General features: G+C 57.5%; 16 protein-coding genes. 15 read left to right on the top strand and 1 reads right to left on the bottom strand.

What is annotated here, in order from left to right; translation table 11 throughout:
* The first annotated feature begins 135 nt into the window (after positions 1–135).
* The 15 genes from IEY11_RS02660 (at position 136) to IEY11_RS02590 (ending at position 16,741) form a co-directional block, all read left to right on the top strand.
* Positions 136–447: a cell division protein ZapA gene (locus IEY11_RS02660; RefSeq protein WP_188885686.1), complete on the top strand. Its 312-nt coding sequence runs from the start codon at positions 136–138 to the stop codon at positions 445–447.
* Entirely contained in the window at positions 444–2,477 is a 2,034-nt protein-coding gene (locus IEY11_RS02655; RefSeq protein WP_188885685.1) for a U32 family peptidase, read from the top strand. The genes IEY11_RS02660 and IEY11_RS02655 overlap by 4 nt, the downstream gene beginning before the upstream one ends.
* On the top strand, positions 2,477–3,037 hold the full coding sequence (locus IEY11_RS02650; protein ID WP_188885684.1) for a Maf family protein: 561 nt from the start codon (positions 2,477–2,479) through the stop codon (positions 3,035–3,037). The genes IEY11_RS02655 and IEY11_RS02650 overlap by 1 nt, the downstream gene beginning before the upstream one ends.
* A 60-nt stretch (positions 3,038–3,097) precedes the next feature.
* Positions 3,098–3,943, top strand: coding sequence for a rod shape-determining protein MreC (gene mreC / locus IEY11_RS02645; RefSeq protein ID WP_188885683.1), 846 nt, complete (start codon positions 3,098–3,100; stop codon positions 3,941–3,943).
* A gap of 3 nt (positions 3,944–3,946) precedes the next feature.
* Positions 3,947–4,459 (top strand): rod shape-determining protein MreD, encoded by a 513-nt coding sequence (gene mreD / locus IEY11_RS02640; RefSeq protein ID WP_188885682.1) that lies wholly within the window; start codon positions 3,947–3,949, stop codon positions 4,457–4,459.
* Positions 4,460–4,485: 26 nt separating this feature from the next.
* Complete coding sequence (locus IEY11_RS02635) at positions 4,486–6,822, top strand: penicillin-binding transpeptidase domain-containing protein (RefSeq protein WP_188885681.1); 2,337 nt, start codon at positions 4,486–4,488, stop codon at positions 6,820–6,822.
* Positions 6,823–7,042: 220 nt separating this feature from the next.
* On the top strand, positions 7,043–7,783 hold the full coding sequence (locus tag IEY11_RS02630; protein ID WP_117490997.1) for a nucleotide-binding protein: 741 nt from the start codon (positions 7,043–7,045) through the stop codon (positions 7,781–7,783).
* A gap of 40 nt (positions 7,784–7,823) precedes the next feature.
* The gene (locus IEY11_RS02625; RefSeq protein WP_110437294.1) at positions 7,824–8,234 is read left to right on the top strand and encodes a methylglyoxal synthase; all 411 of its coding nucleotides are present in this window, start codon (positions 7,824–7,826) and stop codon (positions 8,232–8,234) included.
* Positions 8,235–8,309: 75 nt separating this feature from the next.
* A complete protein-coding gene (gene hisS, locus IEY11_RS02620; protein ID WP_119190966.1) occupies positions 8,310–9,668 on the top strand; it encodes a histidine--tRNA ligase in 1,359 nt (452 codons plus the stop codon).
* A 76-nt stretch (positions 9,669–9,744) separates the two neighbouring features.
* Positions 9,745–9,954, top strand: coding sequence for a hypothetical protein (locus tag IEY11_RS02615; protein WP_188885679.1), 210 nt, complete (start codon positions 9,745–9,747; stop codon positions 9,952–9,954).
* Between the two features lie 12 nt (positions 9,955–9,966).
* Positions 9,967–10,152 carry a hypothetical protein gene (locus IEY11_RS02610; RefSeq protein WP_188885678.1) on the top strand — a complete coding sequence of 62 codons (186 nt, stop codon included), beginning with the start codon at positions 9,967–9,969 and terminating at the stop codon, positions 10,150–10,152.
* A gap of 40 nt (positions 10,153–10,192) precedes the next feature.
* A complete protein-coding gene (gene aspS / locus IEY11_RS02605; protein WP_161274072.1) occupies positions 10,193–12,004 on the top strand; it encodes an aspartate--tRNA ligase in 1,812 nt (603 codons plus the stop codon).
* Between the two features lie 73 nt (positions 12,005–12,077).
* Positions 12,078–14,081, top strand: a complete 2,004-nt coding sequence (locus tag IEY11_RS02600; protein WP_188885677.1) for an LTA synthase family protein — start codon at positions 12,078–12,080, stop codon at positions 14,079–14,081.
* A 417-nt stretch (positions 14,082–14,498) separates the two neighbouring features.
* Positions 14,499–16,217, top strand: a complete 1,719-nt coding sequence (locus tag IEY11_RS02595; protein WP_188885676.1) for a solute:sodium symporter family transporter — start codon at positions 14,499–14,501, stop codon at positions 16,215–16,217.
* Between the two features lie 119 nt (positions 16,218–16,336).
* A complete protein-coding gene (locus IEY11_RS02590; protein WP_118285092.1) occupies positions 16,337–16,741 on the top strand; it encodes a VOC family protein in 405 nt (134 codons plus the stop codon).
* 194 nt (positions 16,742–16,935) lie between these two features.
* Here the strand turns inward: IEY11_RS02590 and iolD are convergent, their stop codons facing one another.
* Positions 16,936–18,897, bottom strand: coding sequence for a 3D-(3,5/4)-trihydroxycyclohexane-1,2-dione acylhydrolase (decyclizing) (gene iolD, locus IEY11_RS02585; RefSeq protein ID WP_116704877.1), 1,962 nt, complete (start codon positions 18,895–18,897; stop codon positions 16,936–16,938).
* Positions 18,898–18,957 lie beyond the last annotated feature (60 nt).

Below are 18,957 nucleotides of genomic sequence, written 5' to 3'. Positions count from 1 at the left end.
TTGCACAGAATTTTTATTTCAAAACCTGTCATATTGTGCTATACTATATCTTATCTTCTTATGCCCAAATTCGACAGTACCGCTTTTCAGCGGCGCTGTCCGCATATATATTATAATGAAAGGAAGGGACCCGTTATGGCAAACCGCATGGTTCTTCATATTGCCGGTCAAAAATACAATCTGGTCTCCGACGAGAGCGCGGACTATATGAATGAGGTAGCCGAGCTGGCACGCCAGACCGTGGCGCACTGCGGCGGCTCGCCGTCGTTCGCATCCACACGCGCGCTGGCACTGGCAACGATCACGCTGGCAGATGATTACATCAAGGCCAAGTCTGCCGCCGAAGCCGCTGAGGCAAAATGCCGTGCCCTCGAAGCCGAGCTTGCCGCACTGCGCGACCGGCAGACGCAGAATAACGGCAAGCACCCGAATCACAACCGCAAATGAGGAATAAAGTAGAACTTCTTGCTCCCGCCGGTTCGCCGGAGGGCATTCGCGCCGCTGTGCAGTCCGGTGCAGGCGCGGTCTATATGGGCTTCGGCATGTTCAACGCACGCCGCAACGCACAGGGCTTTTCGCATGACGAGATGGCAGACGCCATCGCCTACTGCCGCGCACGCGACGTAAAAACCAATATTACGCTCAACATTCTTGCGGGCGACCGCGAGCTTGAGGATGCACTCGAGGACGCAAAGTTCCTGTACGAGGCAGGCGCGGACGCGCTCATCATTCAGGATCTGGGACTGGCGCGGCTCATCCACGCACACGCGCCGGATTTCGCGCTGCACGCCTCCACACAGATGACCATTCACACGCTCGACGCAGCAAAGCAGGCGCGCGACATCGGCTTTTCGCGCGTGGTGCTCAGCCGGGAATGCTCCCGTGAGGAGATCAAACTCATCACCGAGCAGGCCGGTGTCGAGACCGAGGTGTTCGTGCACGGTGCGCTGTGCATGTGCTACTCGGGGCAGTGCTATCTGTCCGCCGTGATCGGTCAGCGCTCGGGCAACCGCGGTCTGTGTGCACAGCCGTGCCGCCTGCCGTACAGCGGCGGCTATCCGCTGTCGCTCAAGGATCTCATGCTCGCCGGACACGTTGCCGAGCTTTCCGACTGGGGTGTGTCCTCGCTCAAGATCGAGGGCCGCATGAAGCGTCCGGAGTACGCCGCTATTGTAACCAAGGTCTACTCCGACCTGCTCCGCGAGCACCGCAGGCCGACCGCCGAGGAGCGTGACATTCTGCGCCGCGTGTTCTCGCGCGACGGCTTCACCGACGGCTACTACACCGGCAAACTGGGCAACAGCATGTTCGGCACCAAGACCGATGTGCCGATGAACGAGGTAAAGAAACTCTATGACGAGGCTGCGCATCGCTTTGCCGAGGGCAAGGAGGCACCGCTCGTGCCGGTTTCGCTCTGCTTTACCGCCCGCAAGGACACCGGCGCGGTGCTCAGTGCAGACGGCGTTTCGGTCGCCATGCCGGTAGAGCAGGCGCAGAACCGCCCGACCACACCGGAGATGATCGAAAAATCGCTCAGAAAGACCGGCGGCACGCCGTTTTATATTGAGAATATGCGTATCGAGGTGCAGGACGGTCTGATGATCCCGGCGTCCGTGATGAACGGCATGCGCCGCGATGCACTCGACCTTCTGCTGGCAAAACGCGGCGTTGCGCCCTCCCGCGACTGGCTGCACGGCAGCGTGCTGCCGCGCGACGACGAGGCCGCTGCCCGCGAGGGCTTCCGCGGCTACACCGCAGCCGTGCGCACCAAGGCGCAGGCAGACGCGCTGCGCGAGCTTGGTCTGGAGACCGTTTACGTCCCGCTTGAAGTTGCAGCGCAGACCGGACTGCCCGCCATCCTGCCGCGCGTGTTCTCGGACAACGAGCAGCCGCAGATCGAGATGCTGCTCGGTGAAGCCATGAGCCGAGGAACCGACACGGTTCTCGCCGGAAACATCGGTCACATCCCGCTTGCAAAGAGATTGGGCTTTACCGTGCACGGCGATTTCGGTCTGAACGCCTACAACAGCAAAACGCTGAGCGCACTGGCTGAAATGGGCGTTTCCCGCCAGACGCTTTCGTTCGAGGCTCGTCTGGCGCAGATTCGAGATATGCGTGGTCCGCTCGAGACCGACCTGATCGTCTACGGCCGTCTGCCGCTGATGATCTTTGAAAACTGCGCCATTCGCCGTCAGCACGGCGGCAAGTGCTCGTGCCAGAACGGCGTGACGTACCTCACCGACCGCCGCAAGGAGCGTTTCCCGCTGCTGAACGAATTCGGCTGCCGCAACACGCTGCTGAACAGCCGTCCGCTCTGTCTGCGTGAGGATTTTGCCCGCCTGGGCGTACAGACCGCGCGTCTGCAGTTCACCATCGAATCGCCCGAGGAATGTGCACGGATTGCCCGCGCGTTCCTGTCCGGCGCACCGCTGGACGGCGAATTTACCAACGGATTATATAAAAGAGGAGTCGAATAATGGAGATCGTTTTAGCATCCGCTTCGCCGCGGCGCAGGGAGCTTCTGAGCCTTATCACCGAACACTTTACGGTCTGCCCTGCCGATGCGGACGAAACCCTGCGGGATGCGCCGCTCGGTGAGGAAGTCACCCGTCTTTCCCGCCTCAAGGCCGAGGCTGTGCAGGCGCAGCACCCGAACGCCGTGTGCATCGGCTCGGATACCATGGTCACGATCGACGGACTGCGCCTCGGCAAGCCGAAGGACGCGGACGAGGCCGCTTCCATGCTCCGCCGTCTGCGCGGACGCACCCACGAGGTGCTGACCGGACTTGCCGTGCTCACGCCGGACGGCGGGGCGCACACGCTGCACACCTGCACGCGCGTCACCTTCCGCGATTTTACGGAGGACGAGCTTGCCGCCTACCTTGCCACCGGAGAGCCGCTCGACAAGGCCGGCGCCTACGGCATTCAGGGCCACGGCGCACTGCTCATCAAGGGCATCGAGGGCGACTATTACAGCGTCATGGGTCTGCCTGTGGCTCCGCTTTATACCATTCTGCGCGATATTCATGCGGTGTAAGCCGCATTTACCTGCTGAAATTCCACATTTCAGTGCAACATTATGAAAGGAAGATTCGTTTTGCGACGACGTCATAAAGTCGGCTCTCCGCTCCTGATCGGTGCGGCAGTCGTCATTCTGCTGTGCATTCTCTCCGCGGTGTACAGCGGCATCAGCGGCAATTCCTCGCCGATCACGAGAGCCGCCGGTGCGGTTGTCCGGCCGTTTCAGCGGTTCGGCACCGGTGTCGGACACTTTTTCAACAAGGGACTGGATTATTTCACCGAGTTTGATGCACTCAAGGCCGAGAATGAGCAGCTCAAGCAGCAGATCAGCGACAATGCACAGCTTGTGCGCGACGCACAGATCGCGCTCGAGGAAAACAACCAGCTGCGCTCTCAGCTTGGGCAGCCGGAGAACACCCGCACCACCACGACGGTCAGCGCCGAGGTCATCGCCCGCAGTCCGGGCGACTGGGCGGATACGCTGACACTGGACAAGGGCAGCTCGAGCGGCGTCAACAAGGACGATCTCGTAACGACCGTGGACGGCATGCTCGGCTTTGTCAGCGAGGTGACCGACAACACCTGCGAGGTGACTTCCATCACCGACCCGAAAATGCAGTGCGGCGCGCTTGTCACCCGCACGCGCGAGACCGCCATCGCGGAAGGCGACTATAACCTGATGACACGCGGTGCACTTCGCCTGTCCTATCTGCGCGAGGACTCCAAGGTGGTCGTCGGCGATACGGTCGAGACCTCGGGACGCGGCGGTGTATTCCCCAAGGGCATCCTCATCGGCACGGTGGAAAGCGTGCAGCCGGAGGAAAGCGGCCTGTCGTACTACGCGGTCATCAAGCCGTTTGTCAGCGTGGACAGCGTTTCCTCGGTTTCCATCATCACCGAATATACGGACACAGCGGAGTAAGCCATGCAGAGAGAACATATTTCCATCCCGAAGCTGATCGTGTATGTGCTGTTTTCGGTGATTATCTTCGCGCTGCAGACCGGCACGTTTGGCGGCATGCGCATTTTCGGCTCTGCGGTCGATCTGCTGCCCGCACTCGTCACGGCAGCCGCGCTGCTCGGCGGCCCGGCGGAGGCGGCTGTTACCGGCGTAACGGTCGGCATCTGCTATGACCTCAGCTTCACCGGCGTAGACGGTCTCTATCCCCTGTTTTTCCTGCTGTTCGGCTATGCCGCCGGAAAGCTCTGCCAGAGACTGCTCACCCGCAATTATATTTCCATGCTCATCCTTACGGCGTTTGAGTGTGTGCTGCTCGGTCTGCTGCGGTATCTCTTCTCGCTGATGCATGCAGGCGCGTCCTTCCTGATCGTCCTTCGGCAGCTTGCCGTCGGTACGGTGCTGACCTGCCTGTTCTGCTTTATCGTTTACCTGCCGCTGCGCAGGCTCAGCAGCAAATCCCGCAAGCGCAGCCGCTGACCCTTTGCGGAAAGGAGCACTTCCCCATGTTAAATAAACCTCAACTGCTTCGCCGTCTGCTCGCGCTGTGCGGACTGCTGCTGCTGTGCAGCGGTGTGGCGCTCTCGCAGTTATTCCAGCTGCAGATTTTGAGCGGCGAAAAGTATGTCCGCCGCTCGGCGGAGTTTCTCACCACCACGTCTACGGTTTCCGCAGCCCGCGGTGAGATCCTCGACCGCTACGGCAGGCCGCTCGTTACCAACAACACCGGCTTTTCGCTCGTGCTCATCTACTCGTCCTTCTGGGACGGCAACGACAAGCGGTTTGATACCCTGCTCGATCTGACGCACCGTATCCAGACCGCAGCCGTGGACGCGACCGCCAAGCAGAATGCCGCAAAGACGGCTGCTGCCACCGATACCTCGAGTGACACCTCTGCGGATGCCGCAGACAGTACGGATACGTCCTCGGACACCCCGACCGACACCGCGCAGGCGGTTTCTGCGGACACGGCGGCGATTCCGTCCATCAACGACCGGCTGCCGATCACGCAGTCCGCGCCGTTTACCTACAACAGCTCATCGCTGACCGAATTGTCGGGTTATATGAAGGACAGCGCCAAGTCGCTCGGTCTGGATGCGGTTACGGCGGCCGTAGACGCTGCCAAGCAGGCGAGCGAGACCGACCCCAAGACCGACGAGAACGGCAACACCATTGATCAGTCGGCGCAGGTGGATGCGACCAAGCTGGTCTCCCCGACCGAGTTTATCAATGCTATGCGCGCCTATATGGAGAAAAACCTCGGCATGCCGACCGATCTCTCGCTTGCGGACGCCCGCACGATGGTCGGCATCTATTACAGTATGCGCACGGTCGGCTTCAGCAATCAGGCGACCTACACGCTCGCGGACAATGTGCCGATGGACCTGATCGCCTATATCAAGGAGCACAGCGCGGATTTTCAGGGCATTGAAATCCAGAGCGAAGCCGTCCGCCAGTACGACACCGCCACCGCCGCGCACCTGCTCGGCACGATCGGCTCCCTGACCTCCGACGAGTGGAATTCCGACAAAAACGGCGGTCCTTACAAGGACAAGACAGGCTACCAGATGAGCGATCTCATCGGCAAATCCGGTCTGGAGAGCGCACTCGAGTCCTATCTGCACGGCACGGCAGGCTCCCGCACGGTGGAGACCGACCTTGGCGGTTCGGCTATTGCCGAGCAGACCACCGCTACGGCTCCCAAACCGGGCGACAATGTTATCACCACGATTGACCTTGACCTGCAGGAAGTCGCCGAGAAATCGCTGGAAAGCAATCTGTCTGCCTACGGCAAGGGCGGCGCGGCTGTTGCGCTCGACCCGAACACGGGCGAGGTGCTCGCGATGGCGTCCTACCCGACCTACGATCTGGCAAACTACAACAAAAACTACGCCTCCATCCAGGCGGACAGCCGCCATCCGGAGGTAAACCGTGCAACCTCAGGTGTGTACCCGCCGGGCTCCACTTTTAAGATGGTGACCGCCATCGCGGGTTTGGAGGAAGGCATCATCTCCGGTGACACCTACGTTACCTGTACCGGCACCTACGAGTACGGCGGACAGACCTTCCGCTGCAACAACCACGACACACCCATGACGCTCAACGTCACGGATGCGCTCAAATACTCGTGCAATACGTTCTTCTACACGGTCGGTCAGAAGCTGACCGGTGAGCACCTCGAACAGTGGACTAAGAAGTTCGGTCTCGGCACGGCGACCGGCATCGAGGTCGGTGAAACCACCGGTCAGGCGGCAGGCCCGACCTACCGTGAGCAGCAGCGCAAGGCCGACCCGGCGATCCGCGAATGGCAGGGCGGCGATGATCTGAACGCAGCGATCGGTCAGTCGGATAACGGCTTTACGCCACTGCAGCTGGCAAACTATGTTTCCGCGATTGTAAACGGCGGCACGCTGTACAAGCCGACGCTCGTCAAAAGCATCAAAAGCTACGATTACAGCAGCTTTATGAAAACCGATGAATCCGAGGTGCGCGGCAAGATCGACATTTCGGATGCCACGCGTGAGCTTGTCATGCAGGGCATGAGCGAGGTTACCGACGAGGGCGGTACCGCAGGCAGCGTTTTCGCGGACTACCCCATCAAGGTCGGCGGCAAGACCGGTACGGCCGAGATGTTCGAGAACGGCGAGTCATTCGACAACGGTCTGTTCATCGCGTTTGCACCCTTTGACAACCCGCAGATCGTTATCTGCGTGGTCGGTGAAGGCGCAGGCCACGGCGCTTACGTTGCGCCGATTGTGCGTGATATGCTTGATGAGTATTTCTCTGTCGGCAAGTCGGACCGCGCAGCCTCCCGTCAGGCGGAGAACACCCTGATTCGATAAAACAATTGTAAGCGAAACTGCAGTTTCGCGGCAGCCTAAGCCCGGCAAATGTGATTTTGCCGGGTTTTCTGCGTTCAAACCAGGCGGCTTTCCAAGTTTTCAACAAAAAAATCTCGAGGAACGCTTGTAAACCGCCCGCTGTTAGTTTATAATACACTTGTAGGCGAATCTGCAGATTTATGCAGTATTGCCTTAAATAAGGTTTTCTTTCGGAGGCGGTATGTTGAAGGTGATTCTTGTTGCGTCCGGTAAGGGCGGCACAGGAAAAACCTCCCTTACAGCGGGCGTAGGCGCGGCTCTCGCGCAGCTTGGCAGCAAAGTGCTGCTGATTGACGGCGACTGCGGTCTGCGCAATCTGGATATCGTGCTCGGCATGTCCGACCGGGTGGTCTACTCGTTTGCCGATGTGGCAGGCGGCGCAGTCCCCCTCGCGGATGCCATGGCGTGTCATCCGGATATGAAAACGCTGTACTTACTCACTGCACCGGTGGCGCTTCCCGCTCTCAGCGAGCGCGGCATGGAGCAGCTGGCTGTGCAGGCCGAGGAGGCCGGGTTCGACTACCTGCTGATCGACGGTCCCGCCGGACTGCCGGCTGAGCTTTCCTTTCTGGCGCATATTGCCACGCAGGCGATCATCGTCACCTCGACCGACCGCGTGTGTGTCCGCGGCGCAGAACGCTGCGCCCGCAAGCTGGAGGAGGAATACTGCATACAGCGCATCCGCATGGTGCTTAACCGCGTGCGTCCGCAGCTCATCAGCCACGGCAAATCCGGCAACATCGACGACGCGATGGACGAAGCGGGACTTCCCCTGCTCGGTCTCGTACCCGAGGATGTGGACCTCATTTCGTGCAGCAACAGCGGCAGGAGCATTCATGCCGTCAAGCACACGGGCGCGGCTCGCGCCTTTATGAATATCGCCCGGCGGCTCAACGGCGAGCGTATTCCACTTAAATTGTAAGTAATCTCAACATGAATATACAGGAAAGGGGTTATTCCTGATGAATATAGCACTGATCGCACATGACCGCAAAAAAGAACTGATGGTACAATTTTGCATGGCATACTGCGGTATTCTTGCAAAGCATAATATCTGTGCCACCGGCACCACCGGCAAGTTTGTTGAAGAAGCTACCGGTCTGAAAATCGACAAGTGCCTTGCGGGTATGCAGGGCGGCGAGGAGCAGATCTCCGCGCGCGTAGCCTACAACGAGATCGACCTCGTGCTGTTTTTCCGTGATCCGATGTCCAACGCACAGTACGAACCGGACGTTCATGCGATTTCCCGCCTGTGTGACATGCACAATATCCCGATTGCAACCAACTCGGCAACCGCCGAGATGCTCATCCTCGGTCTGGATCGCGGTGATCTGGATTGGCGTAATATTGTCAACCCGAAGAACAAAAAATAAACATAGCATTCGTTGCACCGGATCGGGTACGCCAATTCGGTGCATACGTCTGTCTTGAGGAGAATCAAAATAGTTATGGAAAAAGTAAAACCCAGAACCTTATCCGGCTTTATGGAGCTGCTTCCGGCACCGCAGGTGCAGATGGAGCGCATCATGCAGGTACTGCGCGAAACCTATGCGCTGTACGGCTTCTATCCGCTGGATACCCCGCTGATCGAGTCCTCCGAGGTACTGCTTGCCAAGGGCGGCGGCGAGACTGAAAAGCAGATCTACCGCTTCACCAAGGGCGACAGCGATCTGTCCCTGCGATTCGATCTGACCGTACCGCTGGCAAAGTATGTTGCCCAGCACTATGGCGAGCTGACCTTCCCGTTCCGCCGTTTCCAGATCGGCAAGGTTTACCGCGGTGAGCGCGCACAGCGCGGCCGTTTCCGCGAGTTCTATCAGGCGGACATCGACGTCATCGGTGACGGCAAGCTGGACATCATCAACGAGGCCGAGGTGCCGAGCATCATCTACAAGACGTTCACCTCGCTCGGTCTTCAGCGCTTCAAGATCCGCATCAACAACCGCAAGGTGCTTAACGGCTTCTTCGCTATCCTCGGTCTGACCGAGAAGGCCGGCGACGTGATGCGTACCATCGACAAGCTGGAGAAGATCGGCGCAGAAAAGGTAAAGACCATTCTGGTTGAGGATTTCGGCGTGGAAGCAGCTGCGGCTGACGAGCTGCTGAAGTTCATCGAGACCCCGGGCGGCACCGAAGGTATCCTCGCGGCGCTGGAGGGCTACAAGGGCAGGAACGAGGTATTCGACCTCGGCGCAGAGGAGCTGAAAACGGTTGCAACCTATATGCAGGCGTTCGGCGTTCCGGCTGACCACTTCGAGATCGACCTGACGATTGCCCGCGGTCTGGACTACTACACCGGCACCGTTTATGAGACCGCTATGCTCGACCATCCGGAAATCGGTTCCATCTGCTCGGGCGGCCGCTACGACAACCTTGCCGAGTACTACACCGACAAGCAGCTTCCGGGCGTTGGCATTTCCATCGGTCTGACCCGTCTGTTCTACGTTCTCGGTGAGCAGGGCTACCTGAACGACCAGATGAACAAGGCACCGGCGGACGTACTTATCCTGCCGATGACCGACGACATGGGCGCGGCCATCAAGACCGCTACCGCTCTGCGCGAGTCGGGCATCCGCACCCAGCTGTACAGCGAGCAGAAGAAGTTCAAGCACAAGATCGGCTACGCCGACAAGCTGGGCATTCCGTTCGTTATCTTCCTCGGCGAGGATGAGATCAACGCGGGCGTGGTCGCTGTCAAGGATATGGAGAGCGGCGAGCAGGTCAAGGTTTCGCTTGACGAGGCAGCAAAGCTCATCCATGACGGTCTTGCGAAGAAAAACGCAGGCAAAGTAATCTGCGACAAATAAATCGCTAAATTGCAGGGCGGGCGACCCCCCGCCTTTGGTAGAGATAGATTTTCAACTGAATATGGAGGGATTGTTTATGAAACAGCTTGTTTACGGCGGTATTCTCATGATAACCGGCATGCTCGGTGTCATTGCGGCTATTCTGGCGCTTTCCGCGTCGATTGCCGACAACGCTTCCATTATGTTCCTTATCGCCTTCGCCGGCATCATTCTGTTTGCGATTATGGCCTTTCTCGGCTATTATGAGCATGTCCGCCCGGCAATGAAGGATAAGGATTCCGAGTAAGGAGGCCGTCTTATGGATAAACTGCGTAAGACCATCATTCGCTGCACGGGATTTCTGTGCGCTGCGATTTTTCTGGCAAACGGATTTATTGTCATGCCGATTGCGTCCCTCATTATCGGCTTTATCGCCGCTTATCTTGTGGGTTCCGACGCTGTGGAAGATGTGATCTCCACAATCAAGGAAACCGGCGATAAATAAAGAAATTGTTCAAAATACTTAGTAATAAGGATTGATAAACATGAATAACACATCTATTGCAGGCATGAAGCGCACGCATATGTGCGGCGATCTTCGCCTGGAGCACGCCGGTCAGACCGTTACCGTAAACGGCTGGGTTGACCGCGTGCGCGACAACGGCGGCGTACTGTTCCTGCTGCTGCGCGACCGCGCGGGCATTGTACAGTGCACGTTCGACAAGTCGGTCAATGCTGACCTGTTCGACATTGCCTTCACCTGCCGCACCGAGTTCGTTGTAGCGGTAAAGGGCAAGCTGGTGGCCCGCGATGAGGCAGCCATCAACAAGAAGATGCCGACCGGCGAGGTTGAAATTATTGCCGAGGACATTCGCATTCTGTCCAAGGCGGAGACCACCCCGTTCGAGATTGACGACACCAAGGAGGTCGGTGACCAGATTCGTCTGAAGTACCGCTACCTCGATCTGCGCCGTCCGTCCATGCAGAAGAACCTGATGCTTCGCCACCGCGTAACGCAGGTTGCCCGCAACTACTTCGATGAGCACGGCTTCCTCGAGATCGAAACCCCGATGCTCACCAAGTCCACGCCGGAGGGCGCGCGCGACTACCTCGTGCCGTCCCGCGTACATCCGGGCAAGTTCTATGCCCTGCCGCAGTCTCCGCAGCAGTACAAGCAGCTGCTCATGCTGTCCGGCATGGACCGCTACATTCAGATCACCCGCTGCTTCCGCGACGAGGACCTGCGTGCCGACCGTCAGCCGGAGTTCACCCAGATCGACCTTGAGATGTCGTTCGTTGAGCAGGATGACGTTATCGCCGTCAACGAGGGCTTCCTCCAGCGCGTATTCAAGGAAGTGCTCGATGTTGACATTCAGCTGCCGCTGCCGCGCATGACCTGGCAGGACGCCATGGACAAGTACGGCTCGGACAAGCCGGACGTTCGCTTCGGCTTTGAGATCAAGGATATTTCCGACATCGCCAAGGACTGCTCGTTCAAGGTGTTCAAGGACACCGTAGCGAACGGCGGTACGGTTCGTCTCATCAACGTAAACGGCTACGCGGACAAGTTCCCGCGCAAGGAGATTGACAAGCTCGGCGAGTTCGTCAAGACCTACCGCGCAAAGGGTCTTGCATGGATGAAGCTCGCCGCAGACGGCAGCATGACTTCTTCGTTCGCCAAGTTCCTGTCCGAAGACGAGATTGCGGCCATCAAGGAGCGTGCAGGCGCCAAGGAGAATGACCTGCTGTTCGTTGTTGCCGATGCAAACTGGCAGACCGCCGCTGTTGCTCTGGGCGCGCTGCGCTGCGAGCTGGCTAAGCGTCTGGGCCTTGCCAAGAAGGACGACTTCAAGCTGCTGTGGGTCACCGAGTTCCCTCAGTTCGAGTACAGCGAGGAGGAGAACCGCCTCGTTGCCATGCACCATCCGTTCACCGCACCGATGGACGAGGATATCCCGCTGCTGGACACCGATCCGGCAAAGGTTCGTGCCAAGGCGTACGACATTATCCTCAACGGCTGTGAGCTGGGCGGCGGCTCCATTCGTATCCACGATCCCGAGCTGCAGACCAAGATGTTCGAGGCCCTCGGCTTCACCGAGGAGAAGGCCAAGGAGCAGTTCGGTCACCTGATCACTGCGTTCTCCTACGGCGCACCTCCGCACGGTGGTCTGGCTTACGGTCTGGATCGTCTGTGCATGCTGCTCGCCGGTCTGGATTCCATCCGCGATGTGATCGCCTTCCCGAAGGTTCAGAACGCGTCCGACCTGATGATGAACTGCCCGGATATCGTAGACGACAAGCAGCTGGACGATCTCTCTATCGCAGTTACCCGCGTAGAAGAAACGCCTGAGGCATAAATTCTAACGACTTGAGAAGCCGCTGCGGAAACACCACAGCGGCTTTTCCGTTTCTGCGAAAGGAGCAACTTTTTTGAGCATTGAACATAAGGTTCAAAACGAAACCGGACGAAATCCGTACCGAATCGGTGCAAACGTACTGCTGCTCGTTGCGTTTTTCCTGCTGTTCCATCCCCTGCTGAGCAGGGGCTCGCTGATGTATCAGCCGACCATCTCGCACTGGCTGACCGCGGGTGCATTCGTGCCGCTGGTGCTGCGTCCGTGGCGCCGCAACCACCCGTTTGCGGAAAATCACACGCGGCTGTACGCGGCGGTTCTGCTGGTGCATGACGTGCTGCTGTTCCTGTCTGCGGCGGCTGTCAGCCTGATCCTGGTGGAATACATGGTCAAGGGCTGCGTCATCACGCTCAAGCAGTCGTTTTTTCAGGGCTGGATCTGCTATGTGGCGGTTTATGCAGCAGCGTATCTGATCTGCGGCAACGTGCGTATCGGCGTATGCCTCGGCATGGCAATTTCGATGATCCACGGCATGATCGACCACTACGTTATGCTGTTCCGCGGCACGCCTGTCATGCTGAGCGACATTGCCGCCATCGGCACGGCAGCCAACGTGTCCAAGGGCTACTCCGCACCGATAGAGCTTTCCGTGCTCCGCGCCGCAGCGGCGGCTGTGCTGTTCTGCGTGAGCGTGTGCCTGATGCAGCGCAGCTTCAAGGTGCACAAGCGCTGGTACTTCCGCAGACTGTTTTCGCTGCCGTGTGTGCTCGTGCTGGCGTTCATCGCCTACACCGGCATCCAGACGGTCGGCACCGGACTGGCGTTCTGGCAGTCCAGCCGCCAGTACAGCGAGATTTTCTACTTCCTGCGCTGCGCGACCAGCTCGTTTGTCAAGCAGCCGGAGGGTTACAGCGCGGATTCGCTTTCTGACGCACAGAGCGAATTTACCGGCAAACAGGGCACGAAAACGCCCAATCTGATCGTGATCATGAACGAATCCTTCTCGGATCTCGGCTCGGTCGGTGCGCTTGAGACCAACGAGGACCCCATGCCGTATGTGCACAAGCTGATGCAGGGTCAGGAGAACACCATCAGCGGTCAGCTGACCGTTTCGACCTTCGGCGGCGGCACCGCCAACACCGAGCTGGAGTTCCTCACCGGCGATTCAATGGCGTTCCTGCCGTACAACTGCTCGGCGTATCAGGTGTTCATCAAAAGCGAAATGCCCAATCTGACCTCGGGTCTGGATTCACTCGGCTACCAGACGGCGGCGATTCATCCCTATCTGTCCACCTCGTGGAACCGCACGAACGTTTACCGCTTCTTCGGCTTTGAAGCGCAGTATTATCAGGACGATTTTGCCGCTGACGCCGGTCGTGTGCGCGATTTTATCAGCGACAGCGCAAGCTACAAGAAGATTTTCGAGCTGTACGAGAGCAAGAGGGAAAACACGCCGCTGTTCGTGTTCAACGTAACGATGCAGAACCACGGTGGCTACGACTGGGACGGCGACGGTTACTTCGACAAGCGCATCTGCCTCACCGGCGAGGAGCAGGACAAGTACCCGACGGTTGACCAGTACCTATCGCTCGTGCGGTACAGCGACGACGCCGTGCAGGAGCTGATCAGCTACTTCTCCAAGGTGGATGAGCCGACGGCGATCGTGTTCTTCGGCGACCACCAGCCCAATCTGCCGGAGGACTTTTACAACACCCTGCTCGAGAGTCAGCGCGGCGATCTCTCGGATGCCGAGCTGCGCCAGAAAAAGATGGTAACACCGTTCTTCATCTGGGCGAACTACGACATCGAGGAGCAGACAAACATGCAGATCAGCGCGAACTATCTGTCCGCGTATGCGCTGAACGCGCTCGGCTGCTCGACCTCGGGCTTTGACCAGATGCGCCTTGCCCTGCAGCAGCAGATTCCGGTGATGAACGTCAACGGTTATCACCTGCCGGACGGCTCCTGGTATCCGCAGAGTGAACAGCCGGAAAACGACCTGCTGAACGATTATCATCATGCGGAATATGCGCAGATTTTTGACGCAAAAAATCGCAGCGATGAATGGTATACACCGTAATTTCGTACAGAATCCCCGCTTTATGCGGGGATTTTTTCCTTGTAAAAAAGATACATTTTTGCGAATTTTTTTGTTGTTGTTGATAATTTTTTAACGTTTACTTTGTAAATCTGCTTTCAGTTAACGTCGAAATGCACAAATACGCCTTCTTGTTTATGTGCAAGTATCCAAAGTGCAAAAAAAGTAAAAAAAATGTTTTGCTATAGCCTCTGTATAGTGTTAGAATAACTCTCGGACAAACGGCAACGCGGTTTGCCCTTTTAACAGATCTTCAGTCCTTCGATTGACGGTCTTGTTTTTTGGGATCTTGCGGGCACGCGCACGCAAGCGCAGACCGAGGCCGTCATTCAGAAATCGTTTCGGTGGATTTTGAGGGATCTCCGCCGGGACACGAAATTTTTACAAGGGGAGAAAAAGATGAACTTCGTAAACTCCATGGCGTTTACCGCGATCACCTTCGTGGCGTTCACGGCACTCGTCGCACTCATCTCGTGGTGGAAAACCCGCGGTGACAACCTCGACACGCAGGACGGCTACTATCTCGGCGGCCGCAGCCTGACCGGCCCGGTCATCGCCGGTTCTCTGCTGATGACCAACCTTTCCGCAGAACAGCTCGTTGGCAACAACGGTCAGGCAGTTCGCGTCGGCATGTCCACCATGGGCTGGGAGGTAACCTCTGCAATCGCTCTGGTAATCCTCGCATTCGTACTGATGCCGAAGTACCTGAAGACCGGTCTGACCACCGTTCCGCAGTTCTTTGAGCAGCGCTACGACGAAGGCACCCGCCGTCTGGTTTCCATCATCGTACTGCTCAGCTACGTTGTAATCATGCTGCCGAACATCCTGTACGCAGGCGCACAGGTATTCGTAAACATCTTCGGCATTGACGAGATGTTCGGTATTTCCCGTTTCGCAGCAATCGCAATCGTCTGTGTTGCAACCGCAATCATCGGTTCTATCTACGCCATCTTCGGCGGCCTGAAGGCAATCGCACTGTCCGACTCCATCAACGGCCTCGGCCTGATCGTCGGCGGCCTGCTGGTTCCGGTATTCGGCTTCATGTTCCTGTCCGGCCAGCTCGGCGGTGACGGCTCCTTCGCAGACGGCTTCTCCAAGTTCCTGCACACCAATCCGTCCTACCTGAACGCCATCAACGAGGTTAACACCCCGGAGCCGTGGCTCCCGTGGCCGCTGCTGTTCACCGGTCTGCTGGTCAACAACATGTACTACTGGGCAACCAACCAGTCCATCATTCAGCGTACCTTCGGTGCTAAGAACCTGAAGGAAGCACAGAAGGGCGCCGTATTTGCAGGCTTCCTCAAGATCATGACTCCGCTGATCATCGTTGTTCCGGGCGTTATCTGCGCACTGGCTTACCCGGGCATGGACTGGGGTTCCGGCGACTCCGCTTACCCGATGCTGGTAGCACAGGTTATGCCGAAGCCGATCCTGGGCTTCTTCGCTGCTGTAATGTTCGGCGCGATCCTGTCCTCCTTCAACTCGGTACTGAACTCCGCATCCACCATCTACGCACTCGACATTCACCGTCCGCTGTTCAACCCGACCGCTTCCGATGCACGCATGGTTAAGATCGGTCAGAACTTCGGTACTGTAGTAGCAGTTGTTTCCACCATCATGTCCCCGTTCATGCTGTACATGGGCGGCATCACGAGCTTCGTAAACTCTGCTTTCGCTGCGTTCAACACCCCGATCTTTGTTTGCCTGCTGTGCGGCTTCTTCTGGAAGAAGGTTCCGGCTATCGCTGCTAAGATCGTCATCCCGGTACACGTTGTTCTGTACTTCATCCTCCAGTTCGGTCTGCGTAACGTAATCCCGGCACTGAACAACATCCACTACCTGTACTTCACCGCGATCCTGTTCGTATTCGACATGCTGCTGATGTGGGTAATCGTTAAGAAGCATCCGCGTGCAACCGATTTCGAGCTGAAGGACGTAGGCGCTGTAGATCTGACCCCGTGGAAGAACGGCAAGATCTGGGCTACCGTTACCCTGCTGATCATGGTTCTGGCTTATATCATCTTCTCTCCCCTTGGCTTCGGCAAGAGCGAGAAGACCACCTACCAGAACTACCTCGAGAATCAGACCACTGCTTCTGTTTCCGATTCTGTTCAGTAATGCAACTCAAAACGACCGTCGAAAGACGGTCGTTTTTTTATGCCTGTCCCCTATGCAAATCCGCAAAAACGTGCTATGCTAATACTAAGGCGAGAACGCCCGCACAAGGAGGAATCACCATGAAGGAACACTATAAAGGTATCGGCCATATTGCGATCTACACCGTAGATATGGACCAGAGCATTGCATTTTACGAGATGATCGGCGGCAGTGTATTCAAGCGCGACGGCGTAGAGACACCGGAGGGCCTGAAGAAGCTGGCGCTCGTTGAATTCGGCGGCTTCCTGCTCGAGCTGATCGAGCCGCCCGCAGGCACGCTCGTGCCGTCCGGTGAGGGCAGCATCCCGCACTTTGCCGTTTACGTTGACGACCTCGACAAGACCGCGGCTGACCTCAAGGCGGCAGGCGTTATCAGCTTCACCGCACCGGAGAAGAAGGTGCTGCCGAATACCTTCGGCGGCCTGCAGAACTGGTTCTTTACCGGTCCGTCCGGTGAGCAGATCGAGCTGCTGCAGATGCTGTAAAAATGAACTCCTCCCGTCTGAAGCGATGGGAGGAGTTCTTTTATTCTATACCGGTACCGCAGAGCGGGCTGAGCGCAAGGATAGCGCCATTTCCCCTTTCCCATTCTCCATTCAGCATACTTGCAACCGCAAAAAAGCTCCCAACCTCACGGTTGGGAGCTTTTGTAAACCTAAAGCGAGTTTATCGCGCGCTATTAATAGTGGCGAGACTCGAACAGATGATCCTCGATGCGCTTGCGGGCAGCCTGAACCTCAGCCTTCTGAGATACCTCAGCTACGCCTACACGCCACCAAGCCTCGTAGCCTGCGGACATGGTCTTCGGCAGAACCTTCATGTCGATCAGGGTGGAAACGGTCTGCTTCTTGGAATCCTCGATTGCAGCCTTCAGCTCGTCAAGAGTCTTAACGGTGTAGGTCTTGCAGCCGTAAGCAGCGCCGATTGCAGCGTAATCTACCTGGATTACCTTGCCCTTGTGTACGCCGTTGGTTACGCCTTCCTCAAGCATGTTCTTCTCGGTGCAGATGGAAGCGTTGCCGTTGGAAACCTCGAGGTTGTTGATGCAGCCGAAGGAAGCGTTATCGAACAGCATAACGTTGATCTTGTGGCCCATCTGAACCGAAGTGATCAGCTCAGAGTGCAGCATGTCGAAGGAACCGTCGCCGCACATAGCGTAAACTTCCTGATCCGGGCAAGCGATCTTAGCGCCCAGAGCGGAGGCAACCTCGTAACCCATGCAGGAGTAACCGTACTCCATGTGGTAGGTGTTCTCCTTGCGGGCACGCCACAGACCCTGCATGTCGCCCGGCAGAGAGCCTGCTGCTGCACATACGATAGCGTTGTCATCGATCATGTGGTTGATGGTGCCCAGAACGGTGGTCTGGCACAGCTTGCAGCCGGTATCCTCGATGTACTTCTCAACGCACTCACGGTTGTCGTCGTTGCACTCCGGGGTGAAGTGCTCCGGATCGGTGTACTCAACCTTGTCCAGACGCTCAACCTCAGTCCACCACTCCTTGCGCAGAGCAGCAACTTCCTCAGCGTAAGCCTTGTCGGTGTGGTAGCCGATCTTAGCCAGCTCCTCGCCGATTGCGGTCAGAGCCTCGTTTGCGTCAGCAACGACCGGAGTAGCGTCCATCTTGTAAGCCTGGAACTCAGACGGGTTGATGTTGACGAACTTCGCGTCGGTACGGTACAGCCACTTGGAAGCGGTGGTGAAGTCGGTGTAACGGGTGCCAACGCCGATTACAACGTCAGCCTCGTGCGCCAGCTTGTTTGCAGCGATGCCGCCGGTGGTGCCCAGACCGCCGAGGTTCAGCTCGTGATCCCAAACAACAGCGGACTTGCCGGCCTGGGTCTCGCCGAATGCGATGCCGAAGTCCTCAGCGAACTTCTTGAATACCTTGTGTGCCTCAGCATAACGAACGCCGCCGCCGCAGATCAGGAGCGGCTTCTTTGCGTTCTTGATGACCTCAACAGCCTTGTCCAGAGCATACTTGGTAACCGGACGGCGGTCGATGCGCCATACACGCTTCTTGAAGAAGTCAACCGGGTAATCGTATGCTTCAGCCTGAACGTCCTGCGGCAGAGAAATTGCAACAGCACCGGTGTTAGCGGTATCGGTCAGAACACGCATAGCGGAGATCATGTCGGTCATAACCTGCTCCGGACGGTTGATGCGGCCCCAGTACTTGGTAACAGCCTGGAAAGCATCATGAGCGGAGATGGACAGGTTCTGCGGCTGCTCCATCTGCTGGAGAACCGGGTCCGGCTGACGGGAAGCGTAGATGTCGCCCGGCAGGATCAGAACCGGAATGTTGTTAGCGGTTGCGGTTGCAGCAGCGGTAACCATGTTGCAAGCGCCGGGGCCTACGGAAGAGGTGCAGGCGAAGATGGACTTGCGGCGCATCTGCTTAGCGTAGCCAACTGCAGCCAGAGCCATGCCCTGCTCGTTCTTGCCCTGGTAAACAACCATGTCCTTGAGCTCCTGCTCAACGCCGTTAGCGAAGCCAACTACGTTGCCGTGGCCCGGCAGCATGAAGATGCCCTTAACGAACTTGTGCTCCTGCTCGTTGCCATCCATATCAATGTAGCTGATATACTGGTTCTCGAGGAAGCGAACGAGTGCCTGAGACGCAGTCAGACGAACGGTTTCCATATGAATCATGTTGGAAATCCTCCTAAATAGAATACAAATAATGATGAATCAAAGCCAGTC

It is taken from the genome of Butyricicoccus faecihominis (assembly GCF_014648015.1).
Lineage (GTDB): Bacteria > Bacillota > Clostridia > Oscillospirales > Butyricicoccaceae > Agathobaculum > Agathobaculum butyriciproducens.
This window is presented reverse-complemented; position numbering and strand designations above follow the sequence as displayed.